At 67.3% G+C, this 14810-nt stretch carries 13 protein-coding genes; 5 read left to right on the top strand and 8 right to left on the bottom strand.

From position 1 onward, the window contains the following. Positions 1-137: 137 nt before the first annotated feature. Both G3O00_RS11405 and G3O00_RS11400 read left to right on the top strand, forming a co-directional pair. Complete coding sequence (locus G3O00_RS11405; RefSeq protein ID WP_206143020.1) at positions 138-2252, top strand: TonB-dependent receptor; 2115 nt, start codon at positions 138-140, stop codon at positions 2250-2252. A 53-nt stretch (positions 2253-2305) separates the two neighbouring features. Continuing rightward, on the top strand, positions 2306-4423 hold the full coding sequence (locus tag G3O00_RS11400) for a TonB-dependent receptor (RefSeq protein ID WP_206143017.1): 2118 nt from the start codon (positions 2306-2308) through the stop codon (positions 4421-4423). Positions 4424-4499: 76 nt separating this feature from the next. Here the strand turns inward: G3O00_RS11400 and G3O00_RS11395 are convergent, their stop codons facing one another. The 4 genes from G3O00_RS11395 to G3O00_RS11380 all read right to left on the bottom strand — a co-directional run bounded on the left by G3O00_RS11395 (position 4500) and on the right by G3O00_RS11380 (position 7729). Next, on the bottom strand, positions 4500-4841 hold the full coding sequence (locus tag G3O00_RS11395; protein WP_241025090.1) for a copper resistance protein CopC: 342 nt from the start codon (positions 4839-4841) through the stop codon (positions 4500-4502). Positions 4842-4881: 40 nt separating this feature from the next. Then, the gene (locus tag G3O00_RS11390; RefSeq protein WP_206143015.1) at positions 4882-5799 is read right to left on the bottom strand and encodes a hypothetical protein; all 918 of its coding nucleotides are present in this window, start codon (positions 5797-5799) and stop codon (positions 4882-4884) included. A 109-nt stretch (positions 5800-5908) separates the two neighbouring features. Beyond that, entirely contained in the window at positions 5909-6292 is a 384-nt protein-coding gene (locus G3O00_RS11385; RefSeq protein WP_206143014.1) for a DUF2946 domain-containing protein, read from the bottom strand. 192 nt (positions 6293-6484) lie between these two features. Further along, entirely contained in the window at positions 6485-7729 is a 1245-nt protein-coding gene (locus G3O00_RS11380) for an NADH:flavin oxidoreductase/NADH oxidase family protein (protein WP_206143013.1), read from the bottom strand. 77 nt (positions 7730-7806) lie between these two features. Between G3O00_RS11380 and G3O00_RS11375 the strand changes: the two genes are divergently transcribed. Beyond that, on the top strand, positions 7807-8277 hold the full coding sequence (locus G3O00_RS11375; protein WP_174932192.1) for a MerR family transcriptional regulator: 471 nt from the start codon (positions 7807-7809) through the stop codon (positions 8275-8277). Between the two features lie 107 nt (positions 8278-8384). After that, entirely contained in the window at positions 8385-9083 is a 699-nt protein-coding gene (locus G3O00_RS11370; RefSeq protein WP_206143012.1) for a hypothetical protein, read from the top strand. 89 nt (positions 9084-9172) lie between these two features. Here G3O00_RS11370 and G3O00_RS11365 read toward each other — a convergent pair whose 3' ends face one another. From G3O00_RS11365 to G3O00_RS11355, 3 genes are all read right to left on the bottom strand, one after another. Further along, complete coding sequence (locus G3O00_RS11365; protein ID WP_206143011.1) at positions 9173-10618, bottom strand: hypothetical protein; 1446 nt, start codon at positions 10616-10618, stop codon at positions 9173-9175. A gap of 332 nt (positions 10619-10950) precedes the next feature. Beyond that, positions 10951-11601 carry a response regulator transcription factor gene (locus G3O00_RS11360; RefSeq protein ID WP_174932189.1) on the bottom strand — a complete coding sequence of 217 codons (651 nt, stop codon included), beginning with the start codon at positions 11599-11601 and terminating at the stop codon, positions 10951-10953. Between the two features lie 3 nt (positions 11602-11604). Next, complete coding sequence (locus G3O00_RS11355; RefSeq protein WP_041493392.1) at positions 11605-13332, bottom strand: CHASE domain-containing protein; 1728 nt, start codon at positions 13330-13332, stop codon at positions 11605-11607. Positions 13333-13586: 254 nt separating this feature from the next. Here G3O00_RS11355 and G3O00_RS11350 point away from each other — a divergent pair, with 254 nt between their 5' ends. Further along, on the top strand, positions 13587-13907 hold the full coding sequence (locus G3O00_RS11350) for a DUF1330 domain-containing protein (RefSeq protein WP_206143010.1): 321 nt from the start codon (positions 13587-13589) through the stop codon (positions 13905-13907). Between the two features lie 19 nt (positions 13908-13926). Here G3O00_RS11350 and G3O00_RS11345 read toward each other — a convergent pair whose 3' ends face one another. Continuing rightward, positions 13927-14763, bottom strand: coding sequence for an NAD(P)-dependent oxidoreductase (locus tag G3O00_RS11345; protein WP_206143009.1), 837 nt, complete (start codon positions 14761-14763; stop codon positions 13927-13929). Between the last annotated feature and the right edge of the window lie 47 nt (positions 14764-14810).

The raw sequence follows: 14810 nt of genomic DNA, 5'->3' as shown, positions 1-14810 counted from the left end.
TCTCTTCCGTTCCGCTCCGCCTGCCCGCCCTGCCGGTGCCCGATGCCGAGCCCGCGCGCGTGACCACGCGCGGCGGCCGGCGCCGCGCATGGCGCGCATCGTGTCCGTTTCGTCATCGTCACCATACATACAACGACATGTTTACCTCGACCCGTATTGCCGCCGCGCTGTCCGGCGCGATCTCCGTTCTCTTCGCGTCGGCCGCATGCGCACAAGGCGCCGATGCACCGGCCGATGCACCGGCCGCATCGACGCTGCCTGCGGTCAACGTCAACGCAACCCGCGTACCGGACTCGCTCACATCGAAATCGACCGGTAGCCTGAAACGCACGCTCGAACAGACGGTCGGCTCGGTGGGCTTCGTCGATGCCGACAGCTACAAGAACACCTACGCCTTCACGCTGCGCGACGTGCTGAAGGACGTGCCCGGCGTGTTCGTCGAGAACCGCTACGGCCAGGAGCTGCGGCTGTCGATCCGCGGCTCGGGGATTGCCCGCTCCTATCACACGCGCGGCCTCGAGATCCTGCAGGACGGCATCCCGACCAACCTCGCGGACGGCAGCGGCGACTACTACCAGATCGATCCGCTCGCGCTGCAGGCGGTGCAGGTCTACAAGGGCGGCAACGGCCTCGCGTACGGCGCGTCGACACTCGGCGGCGCGATCGACTTCATCACGCCGACCGCCCATACCGCCGACGCGCCGAACATCCTGCGCGTGGAAGGCGGCAGCTACGGCACGGTGCGCACGAGTGCGCAGGTCTCGCGCGTGCTCGGCCCGCTCGACTTCCTCGCGAACTTCAGCGTCAATCACGCGGACGGCTATCGCGATCATTCGAAGGGGCAATACGAGCAGTTCAACGCGAACGTCGGCTACCGGTTCAGCCCGACGGTCGAGACGCGCTTCTACGTCGGCGTGTACGTCGTCGACCAGTTGCTGCCGGGCACGCTGTCGCTGTCCGACGCGCTGAACAATCCGACCAGGGCCGCGCCGAACGCGATATCGGGCGACCAGGCGCGCAACACGCGCACCGAGCGGATCGCGAACCGCACGACCGTGAAGCTCGATTCGGGTGAACTGCAGTTCGACACGTGGGCGATCCACAAGAGCCTCTATCACCCGATCTTCCAGGCGCTTGACCAGGACGGCTGGACCTACGGCTTCGCACCGCGCTACACGGGCCACCTGACGCTCGGCGGAATGCGCAACGACCTGATCGTCGGCGCGCGCTTCTTCGGCGGCCGCACGCAGGCGAACCAGTACGTGAACGTCAACGGCAACAAGGGCGCGCAGACGCTCGACTCGACGCAGACGGCGTTCAACTACGAGGCGTATGTCGAGAACCGGCTGTTCTTCGTGCCGACCGTCGCGCTGATGACGGGCGTGAAGGTGCTGCACTCGGTGCGCGAGTACATCGACAACGGCGGGCTGCCGCGCAGCCCGAACTACAAGTCGACGAACGCGAGCTACAGCGGCGTCAATCCGAAGCTCGGGCTGCTGTGGCAGCCGGACGCGAACACCCAGGCCTATGTCGACATCACGCGCAGCCAGGACGTGCCCGACTTCACCGACCTCACGCAGACCTTCTCGAACACGACGCGCTTCACGCCGCTCGCGGCGCAGCACGCGTGGACGATCGAGTTCGGCACGCGCGGCTCGCGCGAGCGCGTGAGCTGGGACGTGACCGCCTATCGCTCGCTCGTGCGCGACCAGTTGCTGCAGTACACGACGAACCCGGATGTGCCGGCGTCGACGTTCAACGCGAACAAGACGGTACTGCAAGGGATCGAGGCCGGCGCGTCGGTCGAGCTGTTCCGCAACGTCACCGGGCGCGGCGCGGGCGACAAGGTCACGCTGTCGGGCATCTGGAACCTGAACGACTTCCGCTTCAAGAACGATCCGCAGTACGGCAACAACCGGATCGCGGGCGTGCCGCTGAACGTGCTGCGCGCGACGCTGGGGTACGCGCGGCCGAGCGGCTTCCACATCGCGGCGACGCTCGACTGGGTGCCGTCGGGCGCGTGGGCCGACGATGCAAACACGTTGCGCGTGCCGAGCTACACGCTGCTCGGGCTGCAGGCCGGCTACGACTTCCGCAACGGGCTGTCGCTGTTCGTCGACGCGCGCAACCTGACCAACAAGCGCTATGTGAGCGACATCAGCACGGTCGCGGATGCGCGCACCGCGAACACCGCGATCTTCTATCCGGGTGAAGGACGCAGCGTATTCGCCGGCATGCGGTACGCGTTCTGATGCGCCGCCTTTCAAGCAACACCGCATTGAACAGATTCAAAGGATATCGAAACATGAAGTTCAGATTGATGCTGCCCGCCGCCTTGCTCGCAGCCTTCTCGCCCACGGGCCAGGCACAGGAAAGCGATGCCGCGAGCACCGGCACCACGCTTGCGCCGATTCGCGTCAACGCACAGAAGGCAACGCCGCTCACGCAACCGCTCGACACCGGCAGCCGTCTCGGCCTGACGTCGCTCGAAACGCCCGCGAGCGTCGAGCAGATCGATCGCAAGACGCTCGACACGCGCGGCGACAGCTCGATCGTCGACGCGGTGAGCCGCGCCGCCGGCATCAGCGCGTCGCCACATCCCGGCAACGGCGGCTCGGAACTCGGCGCGCGCGGCTTCGTCGGCGCGTCGTCGGTCACGCAGCTCTATGACGGCGTGCGCCCGTACGGCGCGATCGGCATCACGTTTCCGTTCGACACGTGGTCGGTCGATCATATCGACGTGCTGCGCGGCCCGGCGTCGGTGATCTACGGCGAAGGCGCGATCGGCGGCGTCGTCAACATCGTGCCGAAGAAGCCGACGCGCAGCGCGATCCAGAACGAGCTGCAAGTGGGCGGCGGCACCGAGGGCACCGCGCGGGTCGCGTTCGGCAGCGGCGGCGCGATCAACGACAAGCTGTCGTACCGCTTCGACATCAGCGGCAACCGCTCGTCGGGCTGGGTCGACCGCGGCAATTCGCGCAACCTGTCGATCTCCGGCGCGCTGCGCTACGACGTGACGTCCGACCTGTACGTGACGGCATCGTATGCGCAGGGCTTCCAGCATCCGATGCAGTATTTCGGCGTGCCGCTCGTGAACGGCGCGCGCGATCGCGCACTCGACAAGAAGAACTACAACGTCGGCGACAGCGACATCGCGTTCCGCGACAGCTGGGCGACGGTGTCGGCGAACTGGCAGCCGAGCGACAGCCTGAACGTGACGAGCACGCTGTACCGGATGAAGAGCAACCGTCACTGGAAGGACGCCGAGTACTACACGTACCTGCCGTCGACCGCGCAAGTGCGGCGCAGCAGCTTCACGGAGATCTTCCACGACCAGGAGCAGTACGGCAACGTGACGGCGGCCACCGTCACCACCGCGCTGCTCGGCATGCGCAACACGTTCTCGACGGGCTTCGAGTTCAATCACACGACGTTCCAGCACGACAACAACTCGCCGTATTCGGGCACGTCGACGGTCGATCCGTTCAACTTCGATCCGGGCAGTTTCATCAACACGGCCGGCACCTATCCGAAGTACCGCAGCCAGGCGAACCAGTACGCGCTGTTCGCCGAGAACCGGCTGGAAATCACGCCGCGCTGGTCGGTGATCGGCGGGCTGCGCTACGACCATGCGAGCGTGAACCGCGACGATCTCGTGAACGGCGGCGCGTTCACGAAAGTGTTCGCCAACACCGGCTGGCGCATCGGCACCGTGTACGACGTGCAGCCCGGCCTCGCCGTGTACGGCCAGTATTCGGTCGCGGCCGACCCGATCAGCTCGCTGCTGTCGCTGAATGCGTCGAAGTCGAACTTCACGCTCGCGACCGGCCGGCAGATCGAGATCGGCGTGAAGCAGTCGTTCCTCGGCGGCAAGGCGGAATGGACGCTCGCCGCGTACCGGATCGTCAAGAGCAATCTCCTCACGGCCGATCCGCTGAACCCGAACCAGTCGATCCAGATCGGCCAGCAATCGTCGCGCGGGCTCGAGGCCACGGTCGGCGCGGAGATCGCGAAGGACTGGCGCGTCGACGCGAACGTGTCGGTCCTGCGCGCGAAATACGACGACTTCCAGCAGACGTCCGGCGGCACGACGGTGTCGCGCGCGGGCAATGTGCCAGTGTCGGTGCCGCAGCGGCTCGCGAACCTGTGGGTGAGCTGGCACTTCGCGCCGGACTGGACGGGCATCGCGAGCGTCAAGTACGTCGGCAAGCGCTTCGCCGACACCGCGAACCAGCTCGTGATGCCGTCGTACACGACCGTCGACCTCGGCCTCGCGTGGAAGCCGCGCAAGGACACGACGATCACCGCGCGCGCGTACAACGTGTTCAACCGCCGCTTCGTGCAGTCCGCGTACTACAACGAGACGCAGTACCTGCTCGGCAACGACCGTCGGCTCGAAGTGGTGGCGAACTACCGGTTCTGACGCGGCGCAATGACGCGCACCGCACCCGCCACCGGCGTGCATGCATGGCGGCGGGCGCGGACGCGGGCGGTGAGCGTCACTTCACCGTGAACGCGTAGTGCCCCTGCGTGCGGTGGCCGTCGAGCGCGACGGCCACCCACGCCACCGAGTAGACGCCCGGCGTCAACGGGTTCAGCGCGACGGACATGTGCTTGCGGTTCGACGCGTCGACTTCGGCCTTGCCGTTCGTGACGGCGTGCCCCTGCGCATCGGTCACGGCGATCGAGCTGAACGCGGGTTCGAGCCCGTCGTCGAAATCGATCGCGACTGTCTTCGGCGAGCCGGTCACGGTCTCGCCCGCGGACGGCACCTGATGTGTCGGAAACGCATGGGCATGCACGAACTGGGCGCCGGCGAGCAGTAGCGCGGCGGCGGTCATGCGCAGTGTGGTCAATCGGTTCATGGCGTTTCTCCTTCGATCAGAACAGCGGCTTGCCGAGCGAGCCGGGGAACAGGTCGTCGAAATACAGATGCGCATCCAGGAGCACGCCGACGTGATTGCCGCTCGCGCGATTGACCGGAATCTGCGCCTCGATGCCGAATTGACCGTAGCGATTGAGCCAGAGCACACCGGGGTTGATCGTCCCGGTCGTCTGGCCCGAACACGCGCCTGCGGTGCAGGTGCTCATCGGCGCCTCGACGACGAAGACCATGTTGCTGAGCGGCTGCGGCAGGCCGAGGTTCTTCACCTGCTGCTGCAGGTACGGGATGCTGTACTGCAGCGTCATTCCCCAGCCGAGCGAGTTCGGCCCCTGGTCGGACGATGCGGTGGTCAGGTTCGGCCCGAGTTCGGCCGTGAGCGCGAGCGGGCGCAGATAGCCGAGCGACGCAGGCAGATCGCCGAAGCCCTTGCCGACATAGACGGCAGGCGTGAACGTCGAATACGCGTTCGCGATCGACTTCGCGCCAGTGCCGCCGATCTCGGTTTTCAGGCCGACCGACGCCATGAATTCGTGCTGTGCGTTCGTGTACGCGAGGTACTTCACGCCGAGCGTCACGTTGTCCCAGCCCTTCGCGGAACCGCCGTCCGGCGCGTTCTGCGACACGTACTGGCTGGCGACGCTGAACGCGAGGTTCTTCGTGATCAACTTGTCCCACTCGTACGACACGGTATTGACGTTGAGGGTGTTGCCGCTGTCGTCGGTGGACTTGATGTGGCCGAACTGCGCGTCGAATTCGTCACCGACGCCAGGATCGTCCACGGTCATCGTCGCGGGAAAGACGCGATCGCCGACCACCGCGTGTGCGTTCGCGAAAGACGCATGGGACAGGCCGGCAAAGGCGGCCAGCAGCGCGGCACATGCGCGGGGCGCGTGCCGTTGGTTGAAGCGGGGCATGTTGTGTGTTCTCCGGTTGTCGTTCGATGCCGTCGCGCACGTGCGCGACGAACGGCCGCCCGATTCGGTCGCGAAACGGCGGCGGGTCAGGCAGAAAGATCAGACGAACTCAGGAGAACGCGGGAGGCGCGCGCGATTGCGCGACGGTATGGACGAGATGGACACGCGCCGGAATCGATGCCGACACGACCGGCCTCTGTGAATCCGCGCGCGGAACGGCGAATGCAACGGCCTGGCCCGGCAACGCGACAGCGTGAGCGACGAAGCTGCAATAAGGACAAGCATGCCAGTGCGCCTTGACGCCATGCGCGGGCTTGCCGTCGTCGTGCGCGACCACCGCTTCGTCGACACTCGCCGTGCAATAGACGGCCAGCGCATCGACGAGCCGGTGACGCGACGCCATCATCTGCGAGACCGCAGGGGCGAGCGCCATCATCAGGATTGCGATCAATCCGATCAGGCTGCCGGGCTTGCGGAAACGGGCGACGTGCATGACGCGCGACGAGGAAGGATGCGATGAAGGTGGTGGATTATGCCACGCTGAAATCGCGCTCAGGCGCCTGAATAATGCAGTAAACAGGCTCGATATTTCGGAAAGTAATCCGAAAGGATCGAGCCTTGAAACGACCCGCCAGGCGGCGGGCCGATCAGCGCGGGACCGTCGATTCAGCCCCGCCCACGCACGTCATGCACGCGAGCCCGCCGCGCGACCCGCCATCCACTTCCGGTAGCGCCGCGTCTGGCACTGCGTGGCCAGTTGCTGCCTGACCAGCGCGCGCAGCGGCGACACCTGCGGGTGCGTGCGCCGGCCTTCGCTGAGCCGCGTGAGCTGGAACTTGACGACCGCCATGTTGGCCAGCGCGCCGAGCGCCTTGTTCTTCCAGCGGATCGGTTCCAGCACCGGCGCGCTGTCCTTGCCGGCCCGCCAGTCGCGCGGCAGGTTCGGCTCGATCGACAGCGCGGTTGCGATGCCGACCATCGCCACGCCGCTGTCGACCACCTGCTCGGCCACCACGCGACGCCGGATGCCGCCCGTGACCATCAGCGGCATCCGTGCGACGGCCGTGATGTCGCGCGCGAATTCGAGGAAGTACGCTTCGCGGGCCAGCGTGCGCCCGTCGCGCGCCTCGCCCTGCATCGCCGGCACTTCATAGCTGCCGCCCGACAGTTCGACGAGATCGACGCCAAGCGGATTCAGCAGTTCGACCACGCGCTTCGCATCGTCCGCGCTGAAGCCGCCGCGCTGGAAATCGGCCGAGTTCAGCTTGACCGCGACCGCGAATTCCGGCGACACCGTCGCGCGCACGTCCCGCACGATATCGAGCAGCAGGCGTGCGCGATTCTCGATGCTGCCGCCCCACTGATCCTGCCGGCGGTTCGTCAGCGGCGACAGGAACTGACTCAGCAGATAGCCGTGTGCCGCGTGAATCTCCACGCCGGTGAAACCGCTCTGCTCCGCGAGTTGCGCTGCACGCACGAAGCGCTGCTTCACGTCGGCGATATCGGCCGGCGTCATCTCCTTCGGCACCGGGAACTGCTTCGACAGCGCACCGAGCGCGAGCGGCACGGCCGACGGCGCGAGCGTCGTCTGGCCGAGTGCTGCCTGCATCTGGCGGCCGGGGTGATTGATCTGCATCCACACGTGCGCGCCGCCCGAACGCGCTACCTGCGCCCAGCGGCGGAAGCGGTCGAGATGCGCATCGCTCTCGAGCACGACGCCGTTCGGCCCCGTCATCGCGCGGCCGTCCACCATCACGTTGCCGGTCAGGATCAGGCCGACCTGGCCGTCGGCCCACGCCTGGTACAGGCGCAGCAACGCGTCGGACGGTGCGTGATTCGCATCGGCCATGTTCTCTTCCATCGCGGCCTTGGCCAGACGGTTCGGAATCACCGCCCCGTTGGGCAGTGTCAGCGGTGTAAACAGGTTCATGGAGGGCACCCTCGATTGACGATGCCCAACGATAACTTTAAAGTCAACTTTAAGGTCAAGCCCTTTTGGAGCACGGCATGAAAATCGGTGAACTGGCGAAGGCGAGCGGCCTCGCGGCGTCCCGCATCCGCTTCTACGAAGCGAGCGGCCTGCTCGAACCGGCCCGTCGGCAGGCCAACGGCTATCGGGAATACGGGTCGGAAGCGTTGACGCGGCTCGCGATCATCGACCGCGCGCAGCGCGCGGGTTTTGCGCTCGACGAAATCCGCGCGGTGCTGCCGCCCGATCTCGGCGCGTGGCCGCGCGACGAACTGCTGGTCGCGCTACGGCACAAGGTCGACGAAATCGTGCTGCTCGAACAGCGTCTCGCGCAGAACCGGCACCATCTGGAGGTGCTGATCGACGAGATCGAGAACAAGCCGGCGGGCGAGGATTGCGCGGAAACCGCGCAACGGATGCTCGACCGGCTGTGTGCGCAGGCCGACGAAGCGCGGACATCGGCGCCGGCGCCCGTGCCGGTCCCGCGGCCGACGCGCAAGCGCGCATGACTGGTTACACTGCGGCACCTGACAAACAACCAACCCGCGCGGCGGCGAGACGAGTCGACGCGCGCGCCGGCTTCCGCGGCGCGACCTCATCTCATGACCCGATCCGCATGACGATCCCCCGCATCAAAGGATTCCTCGTCGCCGCGCTGCTGACGTTCGGCATCGGCAGCACCTTCGCCGCGACGTGCGGCGACACGCCCGCGTCGTCCGCGTGTCCCGACACCCTCGACCTTCCGGCCGACATCGTCGCGCAGATTCCCGCCGGCTACGCAGCGCTGGATGTCGCATCGGGGCACCTGACCGACAGTGCCCGCATCGGCTATGTCGTCGTCGCGCATCAGCCCGACGATTCGATGCGCCACGCGTCGCCGCGTCCGCTGATGATCTTCGTGCCGGACAAGGACGGCCACTACCGGCTCGCGGCGCGCAACGACACCGTGATCATGAAGGCCGACGAAGGCGGGATGGGCGACCCGTATCTCGATGGCGTCGCCGAGAACGCGCTCACGATCGAGCCGCGCACCTTCACGGTCGAACAGGGCGTATTCGCGGGGCCGAGCCACTGGCGCGACCGCGTGACGTTTCGCTACGACGCCGCGCATCGCACCTGGGTGTTCCATCGGGAAGTGATGCGGAACTGGCGGCCCAACGACGACCCGAACGGCGATGCGCTGAAAGCCGACCCGGTGCGCGTCACGCGCGCCAATGCCGCGAAAGCGGTCTCGTTCGAAGCATGGCGGCCGAGTTACTGGTGCGATTCGGCCGAGCGCCGCGATACCGATCCGGCTTGCAGCAAGCAACATTGACGGCGATGCGGCAAGGCACCCGCACGCCGCGCAGATCGACCGGCGCGGCATGCGGATGTCGTTAGCCTCGCCGGTCGACGCGCCACCGGTTACTGCAGCCAGATCCCCACATACGCGGACGATGCGCCCGCGCTGCCGCGCTCGACCAGCACGTAGCGCGTCATCCCGTAAGCCGTCTGGTAACGATATGCCGACAACACGGTGTTGCCCGGCTGCCCGCCGAGCGACACGAGCGGCGTGCCCGTCAGCGCCCCCGTCACCTGAGTGGACGGCACCGTGATCGTCTGCGGCGTCGAGCCGCCGTTCGCGACGACGAAGGTCGCGCCGCCCTGCCCGTCGAACGACAGGTAGTTGCCGGTCGTCGTCGCGGGGCTCGTGCCGCCCTGCAGGCAATCTTCGTAGTAGCGCGTGAACGACACGCCGACGAGGTCGGACGCCTGCGTCACCGGCACCGCGTCAACGGGCACCAGCACGTCGGTCGACTTCAGGTTCGACGCACCCGCGCCCTGTCCCGCGATCGACTGGCATAGCATCGCGACGGCCGGCAGGTTGAAATCGGTTGCGCTCGCATCGAACCCGTTGGCCGCCGCGATATTCGAACCCCACGTGTAGTTGCCGCCGACGCTCGTGAACGCCGACGCCACCTGCGGGCTGCCGAACGACACCGTGCCCGCGATCCCGCCGCCGGACACCGCCGACGGGCCCGAATCGAGAATCGACCCGCGCAGGCTCGTCGTCGATGCGAGCGGCTGCCCGTAGTTGAAGTCGAGATAACCGACCGTCGTGTTCACCGGCGCGATCGACGACGCGAGCGGCGCCTGCGCCGTCACGCCGCTGACCGCCGCCGCGCCGCCGGTGTCCGATGCAGTCGTCGAGAACTTCTGGCTCGTGCTGGTATTCACGTAAGTCACGGACGGGTTATCGGCCGTCGGGCGGATCAGCCCGAGGTGGTCGAGCACGGCGTCGACGAGCTGGTGGTTCGCCTGGAACGGCGTCGTGACGGGATCGGTGCTCGTCCAGTCGACGCCATATGCGGACGGCGGGAACATCGTCTGCAGGTCGGCCGTGACGTTCGCGTAATAGCCCTTGAGCTGCGCGTCATCGAGCGTCTGCAGCGAATCGGTCAGCGTGCGCGTGATGCCGCTCTTCGCGATCGTGCCGAAGAAGATACCGGTCGTGAGTGGCGTCACGTTCATGTTCGACACGATGCCCGAGCCGACGTACGGCGACACGAGCAGCCCGTCGGCCGTCTGCGCCTCGATCAGGAACGGCGACGTGCAGTGGATGTTGTGCATCACGTAGGTGCCGTCCGCCGCGCTCACGGCCGAACCGCACTCGCTGCCGTCCGCCTGGTACGCCGTGATCGTCGCGTTGCCGAGCGGCGCGCCGGTCGCGACCGTGCCGCTCAGCGTCGTCGTCACGTTGCCGTTGCCGCCGTTGTTCGACGACGGCGTGCTGCTGTCGCCGCCGCATCCGGCCAGCGCGCCGAGCAGGGTCGTGCCGGCGAGCAGGCCGGCCAGGGTCTGGTGTTTCATCGTGGTCTCGCTCTTGTGGTTGTGAAAGGGTGTGAACGACGAGCCGGGCGCGACGACGTCGGCGCCGGCAAGCGATGCGCGAACGACAGCGGCACGCGCGGCGGCAGGCACTTGCCGTGCGCGCGACCGCTACGTTCAGGCCGTCAGGTCGCGTGGGTCCGGGAACAGGCCGGCCGTGCCGGGCCTGTCGGGTAAAAGTCGGAATGGCATGAAGACCCCGCGGTGTTGTTGTCGTAGTGATCGGGATCGTAGGGCCGGCGCGCGGGCCGGACAATCGCTCGGCGGATCGATGTCGCCATCAACCCGTGAGCGAGGGGGCCCCGCTTCGCGGTTCAGCGGGTGGGTGCGGGCGAGAGGTTCAGCGCGGAGAAGCGGATCAGTTCGGCGTTGTTGTCGAGGCCGAGCTTGCGCTTGATGTTGGTGCGATGCGCTTCGACCGTGTTTGCACTGCGACCGATCCGCTCGGCGATCTGCTGCTTCGTCAGCCCTTCGCCGATCATCCGCAGGATCTCGATCTCGCGCGGCGACAGCGCGGCGAGCGGCGTGGTCGGCTTCGCAGCCTGGCCGCGCGCGCGGCGCAGCAGGTTCTGCTGCACTTCCGGCGGGAAATACGGCACGCCGCGCAGCACCGAGTCGATCGCGTCGAGGATCGTGCGGCTCACGTTCGCCTTGTTCACGTAGCCGAGCGCACCTGCCAGCGCGGCCGGTTCCGCATACGCGGCATCCGAGTGCATCGAGATGCAGACGACCGCCGTGTCGGGATACGTGTGCGCGATCGTCTCGATCAGCCGCAGCGCAAGCGTGTCGCCGAGCATCAGGTCGATCACCGCGATGTCGGGCCGGTGCGTGCGCACGGCGTCCAGGCCGTCGCGTTCGTTGCCGGCCTGCGCGACCACCTGGTAGCCGGGCACCGAATGCAGCAACGTCGCGAGGCCTTCGCGAACGATCGGATGATCGTCGACGAGCACGAGGGTCGGGTTCATCGGTCAGTTCACTTCGACGGTCATGCCGCCGGTTTCGTTGGTCAGGAAACGCGCCTGCAGGCCGAGCAATTGCGCGCGCGAGCGGATGCTGCGCAGCCCGAGGCGCGATGCCGGCTGCGCGGCCGGATCGACGCCCGGCGCGAAACCGGTGCCGTTGTCGTGGATCGACAACGCGACCCGGCCGTCGAAGTCGCGCAGCGCGACTTCGATCCGCGTCGCACGCCCGTGCCGCAGCGCGTTCGAGATCGATTCCTGCACGATCCGGTACAGGTGCAGCGACGCGTCCGGCGACAACAGCTCGGTATCGTACTCGACGCTCAGGTGACAGCCGCCGGCGGCAATGCGATCGACGTCGCCGCACAGTTCGCGCAGTGCGGCCGCGAGATCGTGCGGCGAGCCGTCGAACGGCGACAAACCGCGCGACAGCGTGCGGATCGTCTCGATCCCGTCCTCGACGATCGCCGACACCTTGTCGATCACCTGCTGCGAGTCGTCCGCGCCGTCACGGCGCGATTGGGCAAGCGTGCTCAGCATCAGCGACGCACCGGTCAGTTTCTGGCCGAGATCGTCGTGCAGCTCGCGGCCGATCTGCTGGCGCTCCCGCTCGCCCTGCCGCGTGAGCTCGCGCTCGGCGCGCAGCTGCGCGTCGAGCAGCGTCGACACCTGGTGCTGCGTGCTCGCGAGCGACACCGACTGCTGCGTGACGGTGTCGGACAGCCGGCGCTGCGACACGAGCAGCAGGTAGATGATGAACGCACTGGCCAGGCTGATCGCGCTGCCGAGCGCATAGCCGATCGCACGGAGATGGCGGCCGATCACGTCCTGGAAGTGACCGGCCGGCACCGCGATGTCGAGCACGAACGGCCGGCCGGCGACCACGAACGTGCGGCGCTCCGTCATCGTCGGCTTGCCGGACAGCGCGTCGTTGTCGTAAGCGAACAGCCCGCGGCGCCGCACGTCGGCCACTTCGCCGGGCTTCGCCACCGTATGGAGCCGCAGCGACACGAACTGCCAGTCGTCGTCGGGCATCGCCTCGCGAATCAGCGTGCGCACGTCGACGAAGATGCCGGCAGACCCGATCGCGCGCGACAGGCGCTCGGCGGGGGGCGGCACCTCGCCGCCGCGATACACGGCGAGACGGATCCCGAGGCCCGGGCCCGCGTGTCCATCGAGCTGCGTGACGCCGACGCCGGACGTATAGGGCTCGCCCGTCCGGTTCGTCTCTTCCGCGACGTTCCAGCCGAAGTTCACGGCAACGTCGCGCCCGATGTAGATCGCGGTGTAAGGCATGTTGTAGCGCAGGACCGCCCGGAACGGATGCGGCGTGCTCGCGGGAAACACCTTGAAGTCGGGCTTCCCCAGCCGCACGCGCATCGTCTGCTCGTATTGACGCGTGTCCGCGGTCGCCACGTAGTCGCAGTAGTTGATCATCTGCAGCGCGGGGAAGCGCCGCGCCAGATGCAGCGACGCGACGTAGTCGGTGAACTGCTGCTGCGTCGGCTCGCCGACGACCGACCACAGCCCGCGCACGCCGGACAGCACGTCCACGTAGCGCAACAGTTGAACCTGGATCTTGTTGCTCGTATCGGTGACGAATTCGCCGAACTTCAGGTCGGCGGCTGCGCGAGCACGCGCGTCGAGCTGGACGACGACCAGGTGCGTGACGCCGAGCAGCAGCATCAGGACGATCGCGGCGATCGCGAGCGGATGGCGGGAAGCGCGCCGGATCATGGCGGATAGCGTGGCGTGGTGATCGGGCGAACGCGCCGGGGCGGCCGCCGTGCTGGTTCGATTGTCGTCACGCGTACCGGGCGCATCGACGCCTGGCCGCGTGTGGTCTCGCCGCATTCTTACCGACCCGCGGCCGGCTGGCAAGGCGGGACTGCGTTGCGATTTGCTTACGTCCCAGGTAATCGACCCGCGCCGCCCGCGCCGCGATCATGGCTCCACCGACGCACGAACCGCATCACGCCAAGGAGCCCGCCATGACCGCCTACGCCATCGCCCACCTGCACGACGTCGAGATGGGCGACGACATCGTCGAATACCTCGAACGCATCGACGGCACGCTCGCGCCGTATGACGGCCATTTCGTGATTCACGGCGCACGGCCGGAAGTACGCGAAGGCGTATGGCGCGGCGACCTGATCGCGATCGCGTTTCCCGATCTCGACACCGCGCGCGCGTGGTACGAATCGGATGCGTACCAGCAGATCCAGCCGCTGCGTGCGCAGCACGCGAGCGGCCCGCTGATCCTGATCGACGGCGTCGACGAGCGGCACAAGGCGACCGACATCCTGCGCTGAGCCGCGACGCCGGCGACGCTTACGACGCGTTGCGCTCCATCGGCTCGCCGACAACGAACCCGCCGCCCTGGAACCGCTGCGCGGGATCGTCGTAGTCGGCAGTCGGCGCCGACACCGGGAACAGCCCGGCGAACTGCTCGGAGCTGTCGCGCGGACGGAAGCCGAGGAAGCCGGCCTTCGTGTTGTCCCACCACTTCACCGGGTTGTCCGATGCGCCGTACACGATCGCGTGCCCGACGCGGTTCGTCAGCAGCGAGCAGCGCACCAGCTCGATGAAGTCGCGATAACTGAGGAACGTCACGAGCATGCGCGGATTCTTTGGCACTTCGAACGATGAGCCGATCCGCAGGCATACGGTCTCGATCCCGAAACGGTCGAAGTAGTAGCGCGACAGCGATTCGCCGAAGCACTTCGTCACACCGTACAGGCTGTCGGGGCGCAGCGGCGAATCGGCGTCGAGCACTTCCGTGACCGGATGGAAGCCGATCGCATGGTTCGAGCTCGCGAACACGACGCGCTTCACGCCGTGCTTGCGCGCGGCTTCGTACAGGTTGTACGTGCCGGTGATGTTCGCGCCGACGAGATCGTCGAACGGCGCGTCGACCGAAATGCCGCCGAGGTGGACGATCGCGTCCACGCCGTCGACGAGCTGCATCACCGCGGCCCGGTCGGCCAGGTCGACGACGCGGGTTTCTTCATGCGAGGCGGCGTCGCCGAGCGTCGCGATGTCGCTGACGCGTACGACGTCGGCCCAGTCGGCGAGCGCGCCGCGCAACTGGCGGCCGAGGTTGCCGGCCGCGCCCGTCAGCAGCAGGCGCCCGAACGGTTTGCGCGCGCCGGTGGATGAGGCGTTCATCGAGTCTCCTTGAATCTGGCTGAAATCTGACTGAATCGGAAAACGTT

The organism is Burkholderia sp. Ac-20384 (assembly GCF_017104605.1).
In the GTDB taxonomy this organism is placed as follows: Bacteria; Pseudomonadota; Gammaproteobacteria; order Burkholderiales; family Burkholderiaceae; genus Burkholderia; species Burkholderia lata.
The sequence above is the reverse complement of the archived record's forward strand: the minus strand, read 5'-3'. Positions and strand labels throughout refer to the sequence as shown.

Bases quoted from the DNA above. Each gene is read 5' to 3' on its own strand.
- G3O00_RS11405 (WP_206143020.1), top strand. From the start codon at position 138: ATGTTTACCTCGACCCGTATTGCCGCCGCGCTGTCCGGCGCGATCTCC.
- G3O00_RS11400 (WP_206143017.1), top strand. From the start codon at position 2,306: ATGAAGTTCAGATTGATGCTGCCCGCCGCCTTGCTCGCAGCCTTCTCG.
- G3O00_RS11395 (WP_241025090.1), bottom strand. From the start codon at position 4,841: ATGACCGCCGCCGCGCTACTGCTCGCCGGCGCCCAGTTCGTGCATGCC.
- G3O00_RS11390 (WP_206143015.1), bottom strand. From the start codon at position 5,799: ATGCCCCGCTTCAACCAACGGCACGCGCCCCGCGCATGTGCCGCGCTG.
- G3O00_RS11385 (WP_206143014.1), bottom strand. From the start codon at position 6,292: ATGCACGTCGCCCGTTTCCGCAAGCCCGGCAGCCTGATCGGATTGATC.
- G3O00_RS11380 (WP_206143013.1), bottom strand. From the start codon at position 7,729: ATGAACCTGTTTACACCGCTGACACTGCCCAACGGGGCGGTGATTCCG.
- G3O00_RS11375 (WP_174932192.1), top strand. From the start codon at position 7,807: ATGAAAATCGGTGAACTGGCGAAGGCGAGCGGCCTCGCGGCGTCCCGC.
- G3O00_RS11370 (WP_206143012.1), top strand. From the start codon at position 8,385: ATGACGATCCCCCGCATCAAAGGATTCCTCGTCGCCGCGCTGCTGACG.
- G3O00_RS11365 (WP_206143011.1), bottom strand. From the start codon at position 10,618: ATGAAACACCAGACCCTGGCCGGCCTGCTCGCCGGCACGACCCTGCTC.
- G3O00_RS11360 (WP_174932189.1), bottom strand. From the start codon at position 11,601: ATGAACCCGACCCTCGTGCTCGTCGACGATCATCCGATCGTTCGCGAA.
- G3O00_RS11355 (WP_041493392.1), bottom strand. From the start codon at position 13,332: ATGATCCGGCGCGCTTCCCGCCATCCGCTCGCGATCGCCGCGATCGTC.
- G3O00_RS11350 (WP_206143010.1), top strand. From the start codon at position 13,587: ATGACCGCCTACGCCATCGCCCACCTGCACGACGTCGAGATGGGCGAC.
- G3O00_RS11345 (WP_206143009.1), bottom strand. From the start codon at position 14,763: ATGAACGCCTCATCCACCGGCGCGCGCAAACCGTTCGGGCGCCTGCTG.